We start from the raw sequence: 21,567 nt of genomic DNA, 5'->3' as shown, positions 1-21,567 counted from the left end.
AAAATTAGCAATCACTCAAAATTTTCGACCAGCGATAAAATCTGCTACTTTTAACAGACTATCCCTAGCCTCCGTTTCAGGCAAGGAAGCAGCAGCCTGTTTAGCACGTTTTAAATATTTATCAGATATGTCCGTTGCATATTCAATTCCGCCAAGGCGCTTAATATCTTTTAATAATTCAGCGAGCAATGCAGCATCTTTGGATTCGTAGTACAACTTTAACTTTTCCTTCATCAAAGGATGCCGATAAATGGTATAAAGCGCCGGCAACGTTAAGTTTCCTTGCTTTAAATCACTTCCTGCAGGTTTTCCGAGCTGCTTTTCGGAAGCTGTGAAGTCCAGAATATCATCAGTAATCTGAAAAGCCATTCCGACACAGAATCCAAATTCATACAACTTCTTTTGCAGAGAAACATCGGCTTTTGATGTAATGGCTCCCAGCTGGCAGCTTAATGCGATCAACAACGCTGTTTTCCTTTTGATACGCTTGAAATATTTTCTAATATTTTGATCCGTATCATACTGTTCATTAATCTGCTCGATCTCACCAAGACACATCTCTTTGATGCCTTGTGCAAGAATTTGATGTGCACCCGGAATATCTATCTCAGTCATTAATTTCAATGCAGATGCGAAAATAAAGTCTCCCGTATACATGGCGATCTTATTGTCATATTTTGCTTTTACTGTTACTCTTCCACGTCTCATATCAGCATCATCCACGACATCATCATGTACGAGAGACGCCATATGAATCAGCTCCAAGGCAGCTGCAGGTTTTTTTATCTGCTGGATGTTATACGTCCCAAACTGAGCAGAAAGCAATACAAATACAGGGCGGATCCTCTTTCCCCCAGCTTTCAAAAGTTCAACGCCGGCCGTATGAATCAATGTCTGATCAGAACGAACGGATTGAACAAGCTGATCTTCGATTTGCTGCAAATCTTTTTTTAAAAATGAGTATAAGTCCTTTAACTTCATTTTGTTTCACCCTATCGCCCGTTACTTATACGAAAACTTTAAGATAGAGGGCATTGTCTTTAACAATCCGCACTCTACAGCTAGCTGAAAATAAAGATTTAATCCTTTTTCATGTTCGCCACTAAATTGATAATTTAATCCGTTAAAATAAGATTCCCAAAACTCAAAAGTGCCGCCATGCTGAGTTAACACACGTTCAATAACCGGAACAAAATTTTCTCTTTGACAACGCTCTTTACTCTCAATCATACTTTTTCCGACGTATGAAAGGAGGCTTCCCTTCTGTGTTTCCATCTCATTCCGATAAGCCATTACCGCAAATATCATAGGAAGGCCGGTCTGCTGATACCAGATCTCCCCTAAGTCATATACATGGTATGTGCCTCTTTTTCTGAAAGCTGCGATCGCATCATCACCGATTAATAGACATGCATCATAATTACCAAGCATTTTTTCGAAATTAGGAGTTTCCACTTGAAAGGAAGACTCAACCCTAAAAAAACGATCTAATATAATTTTCAGAAGCGCAACCGATGTTTCCGAGCTAGAAGTTAAGGCGATTCGTTTTCCGCCTAATTCATCGATCTTGTATTTAGAAAATAAAAAGATCGAATTAACTCTTCCGAACGAAGACACAGATAGATCCGGAACCAAACTGTAATTTTCGGCATTCTTTCCATAAGAAAAAGAAGAGATGCCTCCGATATCTACTAACTGCTTCTCCATTAATGAATTTATCTTTGATGGTACAGCATGTGTGATCGTTACACCTTGATCCATCAACCGTTCTCTATCTAAGTAATAATAAAGGGGTATTATGTTCGTATAGCTGATCTCCCCGATGTTCATAATCTATCAGTCTCCCCAGCGTGTAAACAATTCGTGATGTACGCCTAAGTTATCCAGAACTTTCCCTATTAAAAAGTTTACAAGGTCGTCCATCGACTTAGGCAGATGATAAAATCCAGGCATAGCCGGTACGATCTTACCTCCAGCCTCTGTCACTTTCAACATATTTTCCAGATGAATTTTATGAAGCGGTGTTTCTCTAGGCACTAAAATTAACTTGCGGCTCTCTTTCAGCATAACATCAGCCGTACGTTCTAATAGATTACCTGATGCACCATGTGCTATACCCGAGAGTGTTCCCATCGAACAAGGTATTATGACCATTCCATCATTCTGGTAAGATCCGCTTGCAATAGGTGCGTTGAAGTCACGTAATGTGTGATAATAAAAACGGTCTTTGCCAAATGAGGCAAAATTTTCTTCAATACATCTTTCACGGTCTTCTGTATCCCATAACAATTCTTCTTTAAACACTTGCCACCCTGCTTCTGTTACGACTAGGTGTATTTTATGACCGCTTCTTAAGATTTCTTGTACAAGGCGTACACCATAAACCGCCCCGCTTGCACCAGTAATTCCTATTGTAAAAGTCTTCATAATAAAAGGTCCCCTATTGAAAAGATAAACATGACTACACTCAAGATGCCGTTCATCGTAAAGAAAGCTACATCCAGTTTGGACAAGTCATGTGGCTTCACGAGTGAATGCTCATAGACCATGATCGCACCAGAGATGAATACACCAAGGTAATAGATCCAGCCCATCCCAGAAACAACACCTAAAGAAATAAAAGCTATGAAACTAGCAACATGCAGCCATCTAGCTGTCATCAGGCCATTTGCAATACCAAACGCAGATGGAATGGAATACAGGCCGTGAGTCTTATCATATTCAGCATCTTGTGTTGCATAGATCACGTCAAATCCTGCTGTCCAGAACAGGACACCGAAGAATAACAGAAATGCTTCTGAACTCAATGTTCCCGTTGCACCTACCCATCCGCCAAGAGGCGCGATGGCAATCGTAATACCAAGGACGATATGACACAAATAAGTGAACCGCTTCGTATACGAATAGATAACGAGAAAAAACACGGCAAGCGGAAGCAGCTTCACAGACAGAGGGTTTAGCTGATATGCACTCACAAACAAAAGAGCAAGTGAAGCAGCAATAAACAGATAAACTTCTCCTCGTTTCAACAGCTTAGCCGGAATCGCTCTAGTTTTTGTTCTTGGATTCGCTCCATCAATCTCTGAATCTATCGCACGATTTAGAGCCATCGCAGAACTTCTGGCACCTACCATCGCCAGCGTGATCCAAATCCATTCGACCAATGATGGCAGATTGCCTTCTTCAACAAGATTTCCCATTATTGCTCCTAGAAAAGCAAACGGCAGAGCAAAAATGGTATGCTCAAACTTAATCATCTCTAGTATTATTTTAAACTTTTTCCACACACTGCAACGCTCTCTTCTATTGCTGTTTTTTCCCTGTATGCATAGCAGCAGCACCTAAAGCATACGATTTGACTTCCAAATTAGATAAACCTGCTTCTTTAAACAGATCCCTAAGTTCCTCTTTCGTTAAAAAGGCTTCTGTTGATTCTTGAAGCCATGCATACTCTTGATAGCTTTTTGCAAATAACTTACCGAATACAGGCATGATATACGTAAAATAAAATTTAAAGAGCTGTTTAAACACAGGTACTGTTGGATGTGATGTTTCAAGACACACTACACGTCCACCCGGCTTTACGACTCTCGCCATCTCTTTTAGCGTCTGGAGGTAATCCGGGACGTTTCTTAAGCCAAAACCAATTGTTACAAAATCAAACGAATCGTCCTCAAAAGGAAGGTCCATCGCATTCCCATGGATAAAAGATACTTGCGGAAAATTACGTTTTTTCAACTTTTCACGGCCGACATTAAGCATGTTTTGACTAAAGTCCAAGCCGATTACTTTTCCTTTTGCACCAGTGGCCTCTGCAAGAGCAAATGTCCATTCACCTGTTCCGCAGCAAACATCCAAACAATGATCTCCCGGTTTCACTTTCATTCGTTTCATCGTATCGTTGCGCCATTTGTTATGCTGTTTAAACGAGATCAGATCGTTCATATAGTCATACTGATCAGAGATTTTTTCAAATACAGAGTGAACCCGTTCTTCTTTGCTCAACATCGGATTACCCCTCTCCTAACATTAGGTCATTTTCAATCCAATTTTCAATGCTGTAACCTTCCCTATGAAACAGCAGCGGAATTTCAACTTCTTTATTTTTCAAGTCATTCTCACACGCAACCAAAAACTCTAATTGTTCTTCACTCAATTTTTTTCGTTCCTCTATGCTTTGGTAACGAGATATTAGAAGGTAACGTTCAATAAAAGGAATATATGTATGCAAGCCTAATGATTCAGCTGCCTTTGTAAGTAATAAACATTCGATCTGCTGAGTTGCCTTCATGTTTTCCACACTGTAACTCATAGATTGATCTTGCATATGCAGCTGTGCTTTATATTCATTTATCCTTTGTACTGCACTTGATAACCGGGAGATTAAATCTAAGTTTTCGCAGCGGGATAACAAGAGATAGTAGAGACTGCTGAAATAATCACCAGATAGAACAACAAGCTGTCTCTTCTTTTTGTCGGCTGTTATTTTCTCGTTTAAAATATCATCGTGACGATCCAGCGCAGACTGTATTAAAAGAATAGAGCTAAAATATTCCGCTTCTATTGCCTCATCGAGTTCAAGTTCACGGAGCAGACAGTACGTGATAAACACTTTTGCTTCACTAAAGACGGGAGGTTGGATGTATCTTTCCACATAACTGTGCTGCATCAATAAAAGTGTATGCTGTTTTAAACGTTGAATTTGTTCCATGGTGTTCATCATATCCCTCCAATGATACAGCCATTTTGCGCTTTATTATTATAACATAGTCGCCAATAATGTTAGGATTCAACCTCTCTAAAAGACATAAAGAAAACTAGGCTTATGGCCTAGCGTATTTAATCGGCATCCTAACACCCGTTAAATCACTTACGATTCTGTATCTACTTCCCCATGCTTCGTATAGATGACCGCTTTCCCTCTTACTTTTACAGCTGAAGTATGTTCTGTGAATTGAGCGATCATTACTTCACCTTTATCCAGCTTTTCAGAATGATGAAACCTAGTTTCCGTTCCACGGGTTAACCCAATTACATTGACACCATTTTCTTTTGCTTTAATCACGAAAAAATCAAAATCGGATTTCATTGGTTACCCTCCTTAGTTTCGAATTAAACTTAAGACTTCCGCACGAGCAGCCGGATCTTTTTCAAAAACACCTCGAACAGCTGAAGTAACGGTCATAGAACCAGGTTTCTTCACACCGCGCATGGTCATACACATATGTTCCGCTTCAATAACAACAATTACTCCATGAGGCTCTAAAGTCTCAAGCAAGCTGTTTGCGATCGTAGAGGTAATTCTCTCTTGGAGCTGCGGTCTCTTCGTAACGGCTTCTACAGCTCGTGCAAGTTTACTTAAACCAGTAACTTTTCCGCCTTTTGGTATATATCCAATATGCGCTTTGCCAAAGAAAGGTACAAGATGATGCTCACACATTGAATAAAACGGTATATCTTTTACTAGCACTAATTCTTCATGGTCTTCCCCAAAGATAGTAGCAAAATGCTCTTTCGGATCTTGGTTTAATCCTTGAAACACTTCTTCATACATTTTTGCCACACGTTTTGGTGTATCTATTAACCCCTCACGTTCAGGGTCTTCACCGATAGCTTCTAGAATCATTTTTACTGCTATTTCAATTTTTTCTTTTTGAACTTCTGCCACGCTTTTTGTCCTCCAATTCCAATAACACAATAGAAAAATTTTAGCATAATGCAGAAAGAATAGCAAAAGGAGAAAACCCTTACACCAAGGAGAAAAAGATTTGGTTTATTGAGTCATGCGAGGTCGAAAGAAAGTGATGAGACCAGGAGAACACCTGTAACGTTTTCTGAAGAAAGCAGGTAAGGGGATTTGGCGAAATGCCGATATGCCCGGAGATCATGCCGAAAAAAGTTATTTTTCGCAGAATTTATTGTTTTTTTGTTGATAAGTTACATGATTGCAATATATATCAAAATTTCCGCTAATTAATCGGTTGCCTGCAAGAGATTCTCCGTTTTCAATAAACAAAAAAGAACCGTGAAATTTGTTTCACGGTTCCTTTCAAATGCCCTATGTATCAATTATTTAACAGCGTCCTTAAGGGCTTTCCCTGGTTTGAAAGCAGGAACTTTGCTAGCAGAAATTTCGATTTCTTGACCAGTTTGTGGGTTGCGTCCCTTACGAGCAGCACGCTCACGAACTTCAAAGTTACCGAATCCGATAAGTTGTACCTTATCACCGCTTTGTAGAGTACCAGTGATTGCTTCGAAAACAGCGTCAACTGCTTTAGATGCATCCTTCTTAGAAAGCTGAGCTTGCTCAGATACTGTATTGATTAGATCAGTCTTGTTCATTCCATTCACCTCCTCTCAAGGAATTCCCTCACTTATATCGGTATTGAAATACTTTCCTAAGTATTATTTATGTATGTAATATACAGGATTTTACTAATTTTATCTGTGACAAGCCTTATATTATACGATTACATTAAGAAATTCAATCTTTTTTAGGCGTTTTTCGCTATTCTACCCTTAAAATTCCTTATTTTTTGACCTTTTTTTACAAAATTTCCGTCCAACAAGGTAAAAAAGTCTCTCCTCTCCCACAGGACATTTGTTCTATTTTCATTAACCCAAAAAGAAGAGTGATTGATTTCTGCTTACATGATACTTGTTTTCCGCTGGGCGTGAGGTGAGCCTGCGGGGTCTCACCTGTCTACCTCAGCAGTAGTCTCGCACTTTCCCGTTCGAATCAACTTCTTTATCAATGGGGTACTTTTTACAAAAGCTACTTAAAAAAAACAAATCTGTTAAAAAGAGCCTAATAAAAAAAGACTCCCGGTTATAGGAGTCTCAAACTTATAAAATAATGGCAATTAATCCGCCTGATCCTTCATTAATAATACGTTCAAGCGTTTCTTTTAATTTGTATCTAGCATTCTCTGGCATTAATGAAATCTTGCCTTGAATTCCTTCTCTTACGATAGAATTTAGTGATCTTCCAAAGATATCAGAATTCCAGATTGATAGCGGGTCTTCCTCAAAGTCTTGCATTAAATATCTTAGCATTTCTTCACTTTGCTTTTCTGTACCTATAATTGGAGCAAACTCTGACTCTACATCAACCTTGATCATATGGATAGACGGTGCGATCGCCTTCAGCCTTACACCGAATCTTGAACCTTGTCGGATGATTTCAGGCTCATCAAGACTCATATCTGTAATAGCTGGTGCGGCAATTCCATAACCCGTTTGCTTAACCATTCTTAGGGCATCTGCCACTTGATCATATTCTGTTTTAGCATATGCAAATTCCTGCATTAACTGAAGCAAATGATCTTTTCCTCGAATCTCTACTCCAACTACTTCTTTTAAGATCTGATCGTATAAATAATCAGGAGCGAACAGATCGATTTCTGCGATCCCTTGCCCCATTTCGATTCCTGCAAGTCTAGCATCATCAATAAAATCATAGTCTGCAAAGAAACCGACTACTTTATCAACATCACGGAGACGTTTAATGTCCTGCACCGTTTCTCTTACTGCTTCTTCATAGCTTTCACGAAGCCAATGGTTTTCGCGGAGCACCATTACCCAGCTTGGGAGATTTACATTGACCTCTAGCACCGGAAACTCGTATAACGCCTCTCTAAGAACATTGTTAATATCATGTTCTGTCATACTTTCAACACTCATTGCTAATACTGGGATATCGTACTTCTCACAAAGCTCATTGCGCAGCTTCTGTGTATCTGGATGATGCGGTTGTGTAGAGTTGATCAGCATGATGAACGGTTTTCCAACCTCTTTTAACTCTTCGACAACACGCTCTTCTGATTCTACATAATCATATCTAGGAATTTCTCCAATCGAGCCATCTGTTGTTACGACCACTCCAAGTGTCGAATGTTCCTGAATAACTTTTCGTGTACCGATCTCTGCGGCTTCATGAAACGGAATCGGCTCATCATACCAAGGCGTATGAATCATTCTAGGGCCGTTTTCATCTTCATACCCTTTCGCACTTGGAACAGCGTAACCTACACTGTCTACCAGACGGATGTTAACATCAAGCCCCTCACCTACATTGATCTTCACCGCGTTGTTTGGAACAAATTTGGGCTCAGTGGTCATAATGGTGCGTCCAGCTGCACTCTGCGGTAATTCATCCTGAGCACGTTGACGTTCTGCTTCGTTTTCAATGTTTGGCAGCACCACAAGTTCCATGAACTTCTTGATAAAAGTGGACTTACCCGTTCTAACTGCTCCTACTACGCCTAAGTAGATATCTCCGCCCGTCCGTTCGGCGATATCTTTGAAAATATCGATTTTTTCCATTCGTTTCCCTCCCGATCCAAATAAAGTTCCGGATGCTAGTCTTGGACAATATATCGTATGATTTTGTCCTATTGATTATGACAAAGGTACGGAAATTTTTATTGGATCCTTGCATTTCACTGTTGTATAGTTCCATATAAACCGGGAGGGCGCACTAACGTGCCTACCGATGAAACTATAAAGCTTGTTTCGTTAGAAGGATTACCAAAAAAAATCTCTCCGCCTTTTCTATGAATGTATTAGAAAAAGGGAGAGTTCATGCCTATTTTATTAAAAAAACAGGCTTATTGTTTTCGACTGTATAAGGAACCGAATAGACAGGTACAAAGAAGGAATGTACCGCTAATAAATGGCGGATATCCTCATGTTTATCTAATTCTTTTGAATAGCTTGTAATAGCAGATGTAAGATCTTTTCTGTAATCTATAAAAATCTTGGCATCCCCATTTACCAATAAAGGCAACTTCTTACCTGTGAAAGGACTTGTAACATAAGGATCTTCTTTAAAACCTAACTTTTTATAATCCAGTTTGTATCTTCCTTGTGCTTCGATCTTTTTAAATGGGGGATATTGATGTTCATCCATATAGATGTTTAAAGCTACCTGAACATCCTGAACCTTGTCCGTCAGAACAAGATCTGCCAGTTTAACTGTAGGATTAGTCTCCACATCAATTAAAACGTATTGAAAGGTTCCGCCCTTCTCATACGAATTACCAGGAGGCTCCTGCATATATTTTGGTACTAGTTTATTAAAATCGATTAGGTATTTTTGATAGACATCTGTATCTGCCTCTTTTGTTTTGATCGGCAGTACGCCAGTATCTTTTTGAAAACTCTCAACAGCTTGCTGTACAGCTGTAATCTGATCCTGATAAGGAACTCGATTTTGGGTTTTACGCTCTTCGGGAAAAAGACACCCTGAAAGAGTCAATACGATAAGACATAGAGGAATCCACCATTTTTTTGACATCTTGATTTCCTCCTTCTACCCTTTAACAGGCCCGCTGAATACAACTATTAAGATAAGAATCCCTGCTACAATCATACAGATCCAGGCAAACAAAGAAACGATCACCTGAAAGATGCCTGATAACTTTGAACGGCTGAGCATAATGGAAAAAACAGCAATAAACATTAGACCGATGGCAGACAATGCCACCCACATTTTCATTAAACCTTCACTCATATGTATCCTCCTTGTCCACAGCGTACATTATAGCATAATTCTACGGTTTTCCTTACTATTTCAGGAATAAAAAAACACCCGGCACATACCGGGTGTTTGACTAAATACTTCCTTCATTTTTCGAACACTTCCATAATTGTTGCGTGCTTCTTGCCTTTTGTTTATTCCATATACCGTCTACTTACCTTCAAACATTTTTGATAATGTTGCCAGGTCAAGAGGGATGTTGTTGTTAAGTACAGCCTGAACGATCTGGTCTTCTTTTTGTTTCGTAACCGCTACCCCGGCCATAGAAGAAACTTGGGAAATCAGCATTCGAATCGTGCGCTCGTCGCGAAGATTAGAGCCGCTTACGGATTGCGCAAGTTTAAAAATGTCATCCTTTTTTACACTTGTTTTCTTCTCGATCTTGTCAAAAAATTGTTGTTCACGTTCCACCTGAAGTCCTCCTCCCACTTCCTTTTCATCCCTATCCTATGCAATAAAAGAAGAAGCGTGAAAGAAAAAAAGGCGATTGCCTAAAATTTTTTAGACATTCGCCCATGCTGACCTTTGGTTTAACTTTTCAACGATGAAACATCCTCAACTTCATGCGTCCTGGTGCGCTGCATCAGATCATCTACAGCTTGTTTTGCGCCTTTATTATTAAACAGAACATCATAGAGAACTTGTGTAATTGGCATTTCAACTTGTTCCCTCTTACTAAGTTCGTACGCAGCTTGTGTAGTTCTTACACCTTCGACTACCATTCCCATATTCTCAAGCACATCATCGAGAGCCATACCTTTTCCAAGCATGTTACCGGCACGCCAGTTACGGCTGTGTACACTCGTGCATGTAACGATCAAGTCTCCAATTCCTGTCAATCCTGAAAAAGTAAGCGGGTTTGCCCCCATGTGTGTTCCAAGACGGGCAATCTCAGCTAATCCTCTCGTAATCAATGCCGCTTTTGCATTATCACCATACCCTAATCCATCTGACAGGCCAGCTCCTAAGGCAATAATGTTCTTTAGTGCACCACCAAGTTCAACACCAATAACATCCGGGTTCGTATAAACGCGGAAGTTCTGATTGATGAACAGGTCCTGAATCTTTTCTGCAGCATTATTATTTTCAGAAGATACGGTTACAGTTGTTGGCTGTCTTAATGAAACTTCTTCCGCATGACTGGGTCCAGAAAGTACCACGACTGCTTCAAGAATCGATTCAGGCAGCTCCTCTTCAATGATCTCAGAGATCCGCTTATATGTACCAGGTTCTATTCCTTTTGAGGCATGAACGATTGTTACAGGAGAAGTCAAGACGTTCTTCAACTGACCTAAAACATCTCTCATTGCTTTTGTTGGCGTAACGAGCACAATCGTATCTGCACCCTTTATACATTCTTCCAGTTCTGCTGTAGCTTTAATAGTTGCAGGAAGCTCAACACCAGGAAGGTATCGTTCATTTGTATGTTCATGGTTAATCTCTAAAACCTGTTCTTCTCTTCGGCCCCATAAACGGACATCATGACCATTGTCAGCTAATACGATGGCAAGAGCTGTCCCCCAGCTCCCAGCACCTAAAACAGCAACATTCTCCATACATGTCACACTCCACATATCTATATTTTGCGTTCGTTTCCTCTCCAAAGTCTAACCATATTTTCCCGGTGTTTCCATAGTGATACGAGAGAAAGGCAGAAACTTGCCAAGACAGCATCAAGGGGCAAGTCATACTTGTAAAGCATAATAAAAGGAGTCAATACTAAGAAAACAATGGAGCCCAGCGAAACAAACCGTGTAACCCAAATAGTTATGATAGCTATTACGCCTGCTAGTAAAGAAGGAATAAAAGCAATTGCTGCAAACACCCCGATAGCCGTTGCTACTCCTTTTCCGCCTTTAAAACCGTAAAACACGGGATAATTATGACCGATGACAGCGATTAAACCACTAATTACAGCCAGGACAGAAGAATCAGTCAGCCAAGATACAACCGAAACGACCAAGATTCCCTTTAAACAGTCCAATAGCAATACAGCAATCGCAGGTCCTTTCCCGAGTACTCTTAACGTATTCGTAGCACCTGCATTTCCGCTGCCATGTTCTCTTATATCTTCATTTCTTAAGATCTTTGTCAGCAAGTAGCTAAAGCTGATCGACCCTATCAAATAAGATAAGAGGAAGAGAGCCATTTTTATCATAAAATGTTAATCGTTCTTCTTTCTAGCAAAGATTTTGATCGGCGTTCCCACAAAACCAAATGTTTCTCTAATCCTGTTCTCTAGGAATCGTTTATAAGAGAAGTGGAAGAGCTCTGGGTCATTAACGAAAATAACAAACGTTGGCGGTTTTGACGCCACTTGTGTTGCATAATTAATCTTTAACCGCTTTCCGTTATCCATCGGTGCTGGGTTCATGGCAACAGCGTCCATGATCACTTCGTTTAAGATGTTTGTTTGAACTCTTAACGCGTGGTTCTCAGCCACCTGATTGATCACCGGAAACAGCTGATGAAGACGTTGTTTCGTTTTAGCAGAAACAAAAACAATCGGTGCATACGATAAATATAAGAAATGGTCGCGAATCTTCTGCTCAAACTTTTGCATCGTTTTGTCATCTTTTTCGATCGCATCCCACTTATTAACCACGATCACTACTGCTTTACCAGCTTCATGTGCAAATCCAGCAACTTTTTTATCCTGTTCAATGATGCCTTCTTCAGCATCAATGACCATAAGAACAACATCAGAACGTTCAATCGCTTTCATAGCACGCATAACGCTGTATTTTTCAGTCGTTTCATACACTTTTCCGCGCTTTCTCATACCAGCTGTATCAATGATCACATACTTCTGGTCCTCACGTTCGAAGCTAGAATCAATCGCGTCTCTTGTTGTTCCAGCAATATTACTCACGATTACACGTTCCTTACCAAGGATCGCGTTTACGAGTGAGGATTTTCCTACGTTCGGTCTTCCGATTAAAGAAAAGTAGATCGTATCTTCATCCTTTATTTCTTCAGCTGTTTCAGGAAAATGGCTTACAACTTGATCTAATAGATCACCTAGTCCAATACCATGTGTCCCTGATACACCGATCGGTTCACCCATTCCTAGACTATAAAACTCATATAAAAGCTCTTTACGCTCTGGGTTATCGATCTTATTTACTCCAAGAACCACAGGTTTTTTCGAACGAAACAACATTTTAGCTACTTCTTCATCTGCAGCTGTAATACCGTTCATGCCATCGACTAAGAAAAGAATTACATCCGCTTCTTCAATGGCAAGTTCTGCTTGTTCTTTCATCTGACTCATAAACGGTGCATCACTAATTTCAATACCGCCTGTATCAATTAAATTAAATTCTGTATTCAGCCACTCTGCTGAGCTGTAAATGCGGTCACGAGTTACCCCTGGCATATCTTCTACAATGGATATACGGTCTCCCGCAATTCTGTTAAAAATAGTAGATTTTCCTACGTTCGGTCTTCCTACTATGGCTAAGACTGGTTTCGTCATGTAGACACTTCCCTTTTTTCCTGATCAAGTCAATCATCAATTTTTCTTTTATACGTTCTATCTAGCATCTCTAGTGTAAATAGACAAGTCCACTTATTTTAGCAAATTCTTCAGGCATAAGACAACTTAATATCCTTAAATCTGTTTTGCAGGTTGAACCTTTTTAAAAGCAGCACGTCTTAATTTTTTGAACATATCTACCAATACTACCATAAATATGAGCATCATTGAAGTTGAGGCAAGGATATCCATCACATACATTGAACCTATTTCGATCTTGCCTATGAGTCTATAGATGATAAGCTTGTGGAGGGTATCCCCGATAAAAAGCCCGATCAACGGAATGAAAAATTGGTCCTTTTTTGTTTTTGACAGTACGATCAGCATTGCTGTCAGAATTAAAATGATCATATATTTCTTGTTAAATATAAGCTTTACTGGATCATATAGTGCAAAGAGCTCTAAAGAAACATAAGCAGTTGCCACGATAAAACAACTCGTCACATAATATAGAAGCTGATTGCTTTGCACGATGACATAAGCTAATCCTACACATAAAAAAAAGAGAAAAGCTGTATTAACCGAACCGAGCGGAAACGGAACTGATAATCCAGACAAGATGATTCCAACTAACAGTACTAAAACCATTTTATCTCTTGTTCTTCCTTTTTCTATGAGAAAGGTTGTAATCACCCACCCCATCCACATGAACCAGTAATAAAGCGTACCATCATTCATCCTTTTCACCTCGGTAGCATTATTGCCACTTTACACCTCTCTCTAACCGCAAATAAAAAAAGCTCCCGATTTTTAAGAAATCGAGAACTCTTAGATTTACTTATATCCTTTTAGCTGGTCACCAATCATATCAGCTAAAGAAAAACCTTTTTCTTCTTTGGGCAGGTTTTCTTTAAGATTTGCTTTTTCTTTCTCGTCTTGAACAGCTTTCATGCTTAAACTCATTCTTTTTTCCTGGCTGTTAACATCAAGTACTTTTACTGATACTTGCTGACCTTCTTTTACAACTTCACTCGGGTTCCCGATATGACGGTTAGCCATCTCTGAAATGTGAACAAGGCCTTCAATACCAGGTGCTACTTCAACAAAGGCTCCAAAAGCAACAATTCGTTTTACTGTACCTTCAATTACACTTCCAGGTTTGATAGAAGAACTCGCTTCCTCCCATGGTCCTGGCAGCGTTTCTTTGATTGATAAAGAGATGCGATCATTATCACGGTCTACAGACAAGACTTTTACTTTAACTGAATCTCCTTCGCTGAGAACTTCAGAAGGATTATCAACACGGTTGTGTGATAACTGTGAAACATGGACTAAACCATCAACACCGCCGATATCTACGAAAGCGCCAAAGTCCGTTAAACGCTGAACTTTTCCTTCGATGATCTCACCTGGCTTTAAACGATCTAAGATTTTTTGTTTCTTTGCGACCGATTCTTCTTCCGTAACAGCACGATGTGAAAGAATAACACGGCCCTTTTCCTCATCCAGCTCTACGATTTTCACAGAAAGCTTCTTTCCTTTATAATCTGAAAAATCCTCAACAAAATGAGACTCAACCATAGAAGCTGGAATGAAAGCACGAACTCCTAAATCTACTACAAGTCCGCCTTTAACTACATCGTGAACGACGACTTCCAACGTTTCTTTGGCATCATACTTTTCTTGGAGCTCACTCCAAGACTTTTCCGTATCTACTGCCTTTTTGGAAACAAGAAGCTTGTCCTCTGTGTTTGAGAGTACTTTAACAGTGATCTGATCTCCTTCATTCAGCACATCACTTACCTTTTCAATAAAAAGACTTGAAACTTCATTAATCGGTAAAAATGCGTCTTGCTTAGCGCTGATATCAACTAACGCGTGCTTGTCTTCCACTTTTAATACAGTACCTTTAATGATTTCACCTTTTTCGGCTGTGGTAGCATTCGTTAAACTTGTGCTCATTTCCTCTGTCATGTTCGTGCCCTCCTCATAAATTAGAAAAGTAATTTATTGAACTTTCTCAATGAAAGAACATTAACATCGTAGGGTATTCTTATTCGTGTTCTTTTTTCAATTGACCTATATGTTTCATTATAAGCTCTGTAGCTTCTTTAGCGGAAGCTTTTTGCTCCCGAAAATGTGTAAAGTCTATCGGTTTGCCAAATACAACTTTTAAGCTTTTCCCTTTTTTGTATTCGCCAACAATCGCACAAGGAACAATATGAGCATCAGATTTCAACGCAAAGAAACCCGCTCCGGCTAATCCTTCACCAATCTCACCGTTCTTGCTCCGAGTTCCCTCTGGAAAGAGTCCGACTACTTTTCCTTCCTTTAAAAGGTTCATCCCTGTCTTCAATGCTGTTTTATCACTCATTCCCCGTTTTACCGGGAAGGCATTGATCATAGGCATAATATACTTTAATACGGGTACAGAAAACAGCTCGGCTTTTGCCATAAAATGAACTTCTCTTGGTGAAGCCACCCCTACAAGCGGGGGATCATAGTTGTGAATATGATTGGTGCAAAGGAGCACACCGCCTGTTTTCGGCATATTTTCCGCTCCTATTATTTCAGGTTTATAGGTTCCTTTGAAATAAGTCCCACACAGCCATTTACCGAAAGAATAAAGCTTCATGTTATAGTGCCCTTTCTTTTGCATAATGAAGGATGCTTGAAACTACCTCTTCGATCGTCATACTTGTTGTATCCAGTTCAATGGCATCTTCTGCTTTTCTTAGTGGAGCGGCTTCCCGTTCACTGTCACGTTTATCTCTTAATGCGATCTCACTTTTTAATTGTTCAAAATCTGATTCAAAACCTTTAGACATGTTTTCTTCATACCTTCTGCGGGCTCTCTCCTCTACAGAAGCAATTAAGAAAATTTTGAGTTCAGCTTTTGGCATAACATGAGTGCCGATATCACGGCCATCCATTACAACCCCGCCAGATTCTGCAAGCAGCTGCTGTCGTTTAACCATCTCTGTCCGAACTTCTGGCTGACGAGCAACAAAAGATACATTATTTGTTACTTCACTTGTTCGAATTTCTTTTGATACATCTTTTCCATCAAGGATTACAGCTTGACCCGTTTCTGTAATTACCAATTCGATATCAGTAGAATGCAAGAGAGCTTCTAAAGCTGTTCCGTCGTTTAAATCTGTTCCTGTTGTTAAAGCTTTATACGTTAATGCCCGATACATGGCACCTGTGTCAATATAAATAAAAGAGAGGCGCTCAGCTACTTGCTTGGCTACCGTACTTTTTCCTGCACCAGCTGGGCCATCAATGGCGATTGATAATAATTTTTTCATGTTTCCTCCTACCCCATACCTACATAGCAATAAAAAGCAGGTGAAAATCCCCTGCTTTTTTTCTGTGCAAAATCTGAAAATATCAGATTCATTCTATAGGTATCTTACCATATATCTTGTTTAACGGTCTATTGTTTCCAAAGCGGGTTCTTTAACGCTTTTTACGACACCCTCATAATAGATGCTTTTGTTGGTATACATTTTAAATGATGGAATCTCAAGTAAAAACTGAGCTGCAATTAAAAGAATAAAATGAACAATGGCAAGCTGGATGAGTTTTCGTTCAATATGTTTTATGCTCCGTCACCTTACTTTCGGGAGTAGTTTCCCCTAAGTAAGATAAAATATCCTATTTGTCAGTGGTTTAAAAAATTTTCGTTTCTTTCTTTTTCATTAAGAGCTGCTGCTCAAAACAGAATCGAATAATGTGCTGTCTATCTTTCTGAGTAATCTGTTCAAATTGAAGTGATGCCCGCTCTCTGCTGTACGAATGGCTATCGAGTACCCTTAAAACAACACATGATAAGTCAAGGTAATACTTTTCCCCTGACTGCATTGGAAGTACAACAAGACAGTCCAATTTATCTCCACTTTTTACAGAATGCCCAATCGGAAGTGAGAGAAGCATGCCTCCAGCACTTACGTCAAGAACAACGGAATTAAATGGAGGATAAGAATCACTGCTGTTTGTGATTGCGGCATCGAGCATAGTTTCCACTCTTACATATTCTCTGCGTTGAACTTTATGTATTTCGTCTTCTTTAGGTGAAGAGATCATCAGGACAGGTATGTTCTCAATCTTCCTTCCTAAGAGTTCTGTACGAAACGTGTACACATTCTTTTCTTTATCTACAAACGAAGCCTTAAATTGAGTGCCATCAAAAAAATATTCCGTACGATTCGTTTTTTCATTGCTAGGATAATCGATATAAAGATGCTCTCCCTTTATATCATATACTTTACAGCGATATTTATCTTTTTTGTCTGAAAATAAAGGCTCTAAATACAATGGTACCCCTACAGAAATCATAATCTTTCCCCCAAAACACATCTTAAACTTCCTACCTTATTATGACAGTTATTAAAAGAAAGAAAAAGCAAAATTTCTAACTGCGAAATTTTGCTTTCACTCTTTAAATTTCGTTATAAGATGGTTCTGCATCCTTCAACTTTTTAACTTCTTCTTCATTTCCATTTTCGGCATTAATGAACACCCTGTAGGTATCATTTCCAAGAGTACCAAAGAATTCATAACAAAATACTTCTTCGTTAATGTCGTTTCGGATAAGCGCTTTACTTACTTCTTTCACTTCAAAATTAGGGTTTAATTTCTTTCTCGCCTCTTTATCAGAGAGGCTGAATTTCGGAACTCTTTCGTCTTTGTGTGCTAAAAGGAAATCAGTACCCTCATAACCCATAATATCTCCATTATCTAGAGCTACTTTTACAGTTACAACTTCTGGATAGATCCTTACATCATCTTCAAGACGTGCGTAAGTGAAAACACCGATATTATCATATTGGTCGCTTGTTACCATTTCCATCTTGCTTTCCATATGCTTTTCCAAGAAATCCTCTGCTTGCAGCATTGCTTCATTTAATGATATCTTTGCTGCTCCTACGTTTCGGTCATATAGCACCCACATTGGGTAACCGCCTTTTTTGGTAAGATCCATATAGGTTGTACCATTTGTATCCGGGTTATAGAGCGTTAGTGAATAGGCATGATATTTTGCTTTTTTACCTGTTTCTTCAACAGTAATCTTCACATTCTTCTTTAAGTCAAAAAAGTCTATTGCGATTTTTTTTGCTTCTTCTTTTGAAATCTCTTTTCCTTTAAGCTGGCTGAGATTTCGATTCTTCATTTTCTCCCTGTTTGAAACTTCAGGTCCAAAATCTACATCAGAGTATCCTTCAACTGATTTATCAACCGTTTTAAATCCATCGATAATCGTGTTATCCTCTGGCTGTTTGTTTGTTGCGAGAGCCAGCTCAACATCCATCCAGCGTAGGTTATTTTTCTGCGCCAATGATTCTGTTTTTCTCAGTTCATTTTGGATCTCTGTTGAATTTGCATATAAATCTTTAAGAGTATTGTATTCTTTATCACTAAGGGGATTCTTATCTAGATCGCGTACTGCGGTTCGATAACTGAATTCTCCCATCTTAGCAAGAAATTCTTCTGTTTTGTTAAAAGGCAGCAGAGCTAACGGAAGTTGGCCTACATCATTATGAGCTTCTGAAGTTAGTCTCCAGACTTGTGCAAGTGCTGGTGAAAGCTGATTTCTAGAGTTCATCGCTATTGTTTCACCTATCTTGTCATGAAGCGCGTCCATATGGAAGTTTAAGTCATGGAAGGCACGTTGATAGTTGTTCTCAGCTTGCAGAAGTACAGCGTTCTTTTCCTGATGTTCCGTATAGCCCCAATAGCCTGTTCCTGCTACAGCAACGAACAGCAGTACGATTAGGATTGTGCGTATCATATTTCATTTCACCCCTTTATTAGTTACAGAAAATATGCTTTCCGATTTTTTTAATCTGAGGACGCGTCCATATCCAACCGGAAGTAGCCGTATCCGGGTTAAAATAATATTCAGCTTCTCCAGTAGGATCCCATCCGTTTAAAGCATCCATGACAGCCTTTTTAGCTTGTGCGTTTGGTGTGAGGTAAATCTGGCCGTCCGCTACGGCTGTAAACGCACCTGGCTCAAAAATCACGCCTGCAACGGTATTGGGAAAGGACGGGCTTTCTACTCGGTTTATGATGACCGCTGCAACAGCTACTTGTCCGATATAAGGTTCTCCCCTTGATTCTCCATACACTGCATTGGCCATTAAGTTAAGATCATTTTGAGAGTAGCCATCAGGTACGTTTTTAGCAGGTTTAACTTGAGCAGGCTTAGCTTTAGCTTGACCGCCGCCTTTTCCGCCCTTTGCCGTACCGCCTTTCGCTGCACCGCTTTTTGATTGTTTGCTTTTTGGAACCCCGCCGTAATAAGAAAATTTGTTTCCTGAATTGATTTGTTTATTGACCCAGGCTTTATCATACTTTGAAGCTTTTGCGAGGTTATTCTTCGTGGTACCCCCTGCTAGACCATCGATCGGCAAACCAAATTCATATTGAAAGTTTCGTAATGCCCAGTATGTTCTCCATCCGAACACACCATCAATGTCGCCTGTATAAAAACCTAAATATTGAAGCCGGGATTGAAGTTCTATTACGTCCTCACCGGTTGCACCTACTTGAATGACTTGGTTTGAAAACGCATGTGCACTGTTTTGACCAAATCCAGCAAAAAGCCCAAAACAAAGGGCGATTGCAAATAGTACTCCCTTTATGTAAGCTGAATTTCTTTTCATGAGAAAATGAGCCTCCTGTAATTTAATCTCCTTGTTATACAAGTATCATTTGTAATCTGTTTTATTTTATTCAGCTTTCAAAGTCTCGTTGTTCTTAAAAAATAAAAGAAGACCGGCTATATACCGGTCTTCGCGTCAGCGTTTGGATATGGATTTATTGTAGCATTGGCTAACCTCACTTTTCGGAGAGCAAACCACCATAGGAAAATCATAAACGGAAACATGTAGAAGAAGATGTATTTTGTACTCGATGATAACAAAAAGTTAAACGTCCCATGCAATAGGATAGGCAAGACAAGGGATAAGGTAAGATAGATTTTTTTCTTTCTGCCAAAAGAGAATTTTGCTTTACCCAAGTAGTATCCCATAATTACCCCAAAAAGAGCATGCCCGCTAACCGGGAGCAGCGCACGAATTAAAGCCTCTTCAATTCCGAACGTATAGAGATAAAAGATGTTTTCTAAAGACGCAAAACCTAATGACAGAGCAGATGCGTATACGATTCCATCATAAGGTTCATTAAATTCTTCATGAAGATATGCCCCATAGAATACTAAGAACCATTTAAAGAACTCTTCGAATGCACCACTTACAAAAAATGCATCCGAAAGATAGGAGATATTCATCTCTTCTTTTATTCCAAACTGAATAACCATGATCGGAAAAACGAGAAGTACTCCAAATATATACACTTTAACCACTAATGATAAAGGTTCGGTCTCATATTTATCTTTTAAATAAAAAAATGATAATAGAGCAATAGCCGGAGCCACCGCTGCAGAAATTACAGCTAGCATGTCCTGCCTCTTTTCTACTGTTTTTTTCTATCGTAACATGATATTTTAAGAAGTGGAATAGAGAACACTGAGATAAGGAGGGCGGCAGCCATGAAAAAGGTTCTACTTATTCATACAGGCGGCACCATTGCAATGGAAGAAAACAAAACTACAGGCGGCGTCAACACAAAAGAGACACATCCTCTAGAAGCAACCATTGCAGAACTGTCTGATATTGCAGAGATCACGGTTAAAAACTATGTTAACCTGCCATCTCCTCATATTACCCCTGCACATATGTTGGAGTTAGCTAAATTTATTTCAGATGAAACAAATTCTGATCAATATGAGGGCATCGTGATCACGCACGGTACAGATACGCTCGAAGAAACAGCATACGTGTTAGATCTCGTGCTACAAACTTCCATTCCAGTTATCGTAACAGGTGCTATGCGATCTAGCAACGAACACGGATCTGACGGGCCATATAACCTGATTTCATCAGTTAGAGTTGCTTGTGAAGATCAATCTTTAGGAAAAGGTGTTCTTGTCGTTTTCAATGATGAGATACACTCAGCAAAAAACGTTACAAAAACGCATACAAGCAACATCGCTACTTTTCAAAGTCCTCAATACGGGCCGATCGGAATAGTTACAAAAAGAGGTGTACTCTTTCATCATACACCTTTGCGCTCTAGTCGTTTTCATGTAAAAGATTTCTCTAAGAACGTCATCTTACTAAAAGCATATGCAGGTATGGATGGCAATTTGATTAAAGCTTCAGCAAACGGAGCTGACGGGGTAGTAATCGAAGCGTTAGGACAGGGTAACATGCCACCTGCAACCGTTCCTGCCCTAAAAGACCTTATATCAAGAGAAGTACCTGTCGTGCTCGTTTCAAGATGTTTTAACGGGATTGCTCAAGATATTTATTCTTATGAAGGCGGAGGAAAACATCTGAAAGAACTAGGTGTAATCTTCTCAAATGGTTTAAATGGGCAAAAAGCAAGATTGAAACTGATGATCGCTTTAGAGAATACGAGTGAATCCGCAAAACTGCAACAGCTTTTCCTGGAATAGAACGTAAAAAAACCGATCGTC

26 protein-coding genes are annotated in these 21,567 nt (G+C 39.5%); 1 reads left to right on the top strand and 25 read right to left on the bottom strand.

The window, feature by feature from the left end; all coding sequences use genetic code 11:
• Positions 1–15 precede the first annotated feature (15 nt).
• The 25 genes from hepT to prsW all read right to left on the bottom strand — a co-directional run bounded on the left by hepT (position 16) and on the right by prsW (position 20,487).
• A complete protein-coding gene (gene hepT / locus IEV52_RS08660) occupies positions 16–981 on the bottom strand; it encodes a heptaprenyl diphosphate synthase component II (protein ID WP_188402045.1) in 966 nt (321 codons plus the stop codon).
• A gap of 21 nt (positions 982–1,002) precedes the next feature.
• Positions 1,003–1,830, bottom strand: coding sequence for a menaquinone biosynthetic enzyme MqnA/MqnD family protein (locus tag IEV52_RS08655; RefSeq protein WP_188402044.1), 828 nt, complete (start codon positions 1,828–1,830; stop codon positions 1,003–1,005).
• Positions 1,831–1,836: 6 nt separating this feature from the next.
• A complete protein-coding gene (locus IEV52_RS08650) occupies positions 1,837–2,427 on the bottom strand; it encodes a UbiX family flavin prenyltransferase (RefSeq protein ID WP_188402043.1) in 591 nt (196 codons plus the stop codon).
• A complete protein-coding gene (locus tag IEV52_RS08645) occupies positions 2,424–3,287 on the bottom strand; it encodes a UbiA-like polyprenyltransferase (protein ID WP_188402042.1) in 864 nt (287 codons plus the stop codon). Before IEV52_RS08645 ends, IEV52_RS08650 begins: the two co-directional genes overlap by 4 nt.
• Positions 3,288–3,303: 16 nt before the next feature.
• On the bottom strand, positions 3,304–4,008 hold the full coding sequence (locus tag IEV52_RS08640) for a demethylmenaquinone methyltransferase (RefSeq protein WP_188402041.1): 705 nt from the start codon (positions 4,006–4,008) through the stop codon (positions 3,304–3,306).
• A gap of 4 nt (positions 4,009–4,012) precedes the next feature.
• Entirely contained in the window at positions 4,013–4,720 is a 708-nt protein-coding gene (locus IEV52_RS08635; protein ID WP_188402040.1) for a heptaprenyl diphosphate synthase component 1, read from the bottom strand.
• A 150-nt stretch (positions 4,721–4,870) separates the two neighbouring features.
• Positions 4,871–5,089 (bottom strand): trp RNA-binding attenuation protein MtrB, encoded by a 219-nt coding sequence (gene mtrB, locus IEV52_RS08630; RefSeq protein ID WP_188402039.1) that lies wholly within the window; start codon positions 5,087–5,089, stop codon positions 4,871–4,873.
• Between the two features lie 12 nt (positions 5,090–5,101).
• Positions 5,102–5,668: a GTP cyclohydrolase I FolE gene (gene folE, locus IEV52_RS08625; protein WP_188402038.1), complete on the bottom strand. Its 567-nt coding sequence runs from the start codon at positions 5,666–5,668 to the stop codon at positions 5,102–5,104.
• A gap of 401 nt (positions 5,669–6,069) precedes the next feature.
• Positions 6,070–6,342 (bottom strand): HU family DNA-binding protein, encoded by a 273-nt coding sequence (locus tag IEV52_RS08620; protein WP_188402037.1) that lies wholly within the window; start codon positions 6,340–6,342, stop codon positions 6,070–6,072.
• A gap of 504 nt (positions 6,343–6,846) precedes the next feature.
• Complete coding sequence (spoIVA, locus tag IEV52_RS08615; RefSeq protein WP_188402036.1) at positions 6,847–8,325, bottom strand: stage IV sporulation protein A; 1,479 nt, start codon at positions 8,323–8,325, stop codon at positions 6,847–6,849.
• A 262-nt stretch (positions 8,326–8,587) separates the two neighbouring features.
• The gene (locus IEV52_RS08610; RefSeq protein WP_188402035.1) at positions 8,588–9,298 is read right to left on the bottom strand and encodes a hypothetical protein; all 711 of its coding nucleotides are present in this window, start codon (positions 9,296–9,298) and stop codon (positions 8,588–8,590) included.
• Between the two features lie 15 nt (positions 9,299–9,313).
• The gene (locus IEV52_RS08605) at positions 9,314–9,514 is read right to left on the bottom strand and encodes a DUF2768 domain-containing protein (protein ID WP_188402034.1); all 201 of its coding nucleotides are present in this window, start codon (positions 9,512–9,514) and stop codon (positions 9,314–9,316) included.
• 177 nt (positions 9,515–9,691) lie between these two features.
• Positions 9,692–9,952, bottom strand: a complete 261-nt coding sequence (locus IEV52_RS08600) for a stage VI sporulation protein F (protein ID WP_188402033.1) — start codon at positions 9,950–9,952, stop codon at positions 9,692–9,694.
• A gap of 119 nt (positions 9,953–10,071) precedes the next feature.
• Positions 10,072–11,097 (bottom strand): NAD(P)H-dependent glycerol-3-phosphate dehydrogenase, encoded by a 1,026-nt coding sequence (locus IEV52_RS08595; protein ID WP_188402032.1) that lies wholly within the window; start codon positions 11,095–11,097, stop codon positions 10,072–10,074.
• Positions 11,098–11,117: 20 nt separating this feature from the next.
• On the bottom strand, positions 11,118–11,699 hold the full coding sequence (gene plsY / locus IEV52_RS08590; protein WP_188402031.1) for a glycerol-3-phosphate 1-O-acyltransferase PlsY: 582 nt from the start codon (positions 11,697–11,699) through the stop codon (positions 11,118–11,120).
• 6 nt (positions 11,700–11,705) lie between these two features.
• The gene (der, locus tag IEV52_RS08585; RefSeq protein WP_188402030.1) at positions 11,706–13,019 is read right to left on the bottom strand and encodes a ribosome biogenesis GTPase Der; all 1,314 of its coding nucleotides are present in this window, start codon (positions 13,017–13,019) and stop codon (positions 11,706–11,708) included.
• A gap of 135 nt (positions 13,020–13,154) precedes the next feature.
• On the bottom strand, positions 13,155–13,757 hold the full coding sequence (locus IEV52_RS08580; RefSeq protein WP_205724063.1) for a YphA family membrane protein: 603 nt from the start codon (positions 13,755–13,757) through the stop codon (positions 13,155–13,157).
• 96 nt (positions 13,758–13,853) lie between these two features.
• Positions 13,854–14,993, bottom strand: a complete 1,140-nt coding sequence (gene rpsA, locus IEV52_RS08575; RefSeq protein WP_188402028.1) for a 30S ribosomal protein S1 — start codon at positions 14,991–14,993, stop codon at positions 13,854–13,856.
• Between the two features lie 79 nt (positions 14,994–15,072).
• On the bottom strand, positions 15,073–15,654 hold the full coding sequence (locus IEV52_RS08570) for a lysophospholipid acyltransferase family protein (RefSeq protein WP_188402027.1): 582 nt from the start codon (positions 15,652–15,654) through the stop codon (positions 15,073–15,075).
• A gap of 1 nt (position 15,655) precedes the next feature.
• The gene (gene cmk / locus IEV52_RS08565) at positions 15,656–16,330 is read right to left on the bottom strand and encodes a (d)CMP kinase (protein WP_188402026.1); all 675 of its coding nucleotides are present in this window, start codon (positions 16,328–16,330) and stop codon (positions 15,656–15,658) included.
• A gap of 120 nt (positions 16,331–16,450) precedes the next feature.
• Positions 16,451–16,618, bottom strand: coding sequence for a DUF5359 family protein (locus IEV52_RS08560; protein ID WP_268234764.1), 168 nt, complete (start codon positions 16,616–16,618; stop codon positions 16,451–16,453).
• 76 nt (positions 16,619–16,694) lie between these two features.
• Positions 16,695–17,360 (bottom strand): flagellar brake protein, encoded by a 666-nt coding sequence (locus IEV52_RS08555; protein WP_188402025.1) that lies wholly within the window; start codon positions 17,358–17,360, stop codon positions 16,695–16,697.
• A 103-nt stretch (positions 17,361–17,463) separates the two neighbouring features.
• Positions 17,464–18,813, bottom strand: coding sequence for a germination protein YpeB (gene ypeB / locus IEV52_RS08550; RefSeq protein WP_188402024.1), 1,350 nt, complete (start codon positions 18,811–18,813; stop codon positions 17,464–17,466).
• A gap of 19 nt (positions 18,814–18,832) precedes the next feature.
• The gene (gene sleB / locus IEV52_RS08545) at positions 18,833–19,690 is read right to left on the bottom strand and encodes a spore cortex-lytic enzyme (protein ID WP_188402023.1); all 858 of its coding nucleotides are present in this window, start codon (positions 19,688–19,690) and stop codon (positions 18,833–18,835) included.
• Positions 19,691–19,806: 116 nt separating this feature from the next.
• On the bottom strand, positions 19,807–20,487 hold the full coding sequence (gene prsW / locus IEV52_RS08540; protein ID WP_188402022.1) for a glutamic-type intramembrane protease PrsW: 681 nt from the start codon (positions 20,485–20,487) through the stop codon (positions 19,807–19,809).
• Between the two features lie 90 nt (positions 20,488–20,577).
• On the opposite strand from prsW, the gene IEV52_RS08535 reads away from it, so the two are divergent.
• Positions 20,578–21,546: an asparaginase gene (locus IEV52_RS08535; RefSeq protein ID WP_188402021.1), complete on the top strand. Its 969-nt coding sequence runs from the start codon at positions 20,578–20,580 to the stop codon at positions 21,544–21,546.
• Positions 21,547–21,567 lie beyond the last annotated feature (21 nt).

This window comes from Fictibacillus barbaricus, from assembly GCF_014635025.1.
GTDB lineage: Bacteria > Bacillota > Bacilli > Bacillales > Fictibacillaceae > Fictibacillus > Fictibacillus barbaricus.
This window is presented reverse-complemented; position numbering and strand designations above follow the sequence as displayed.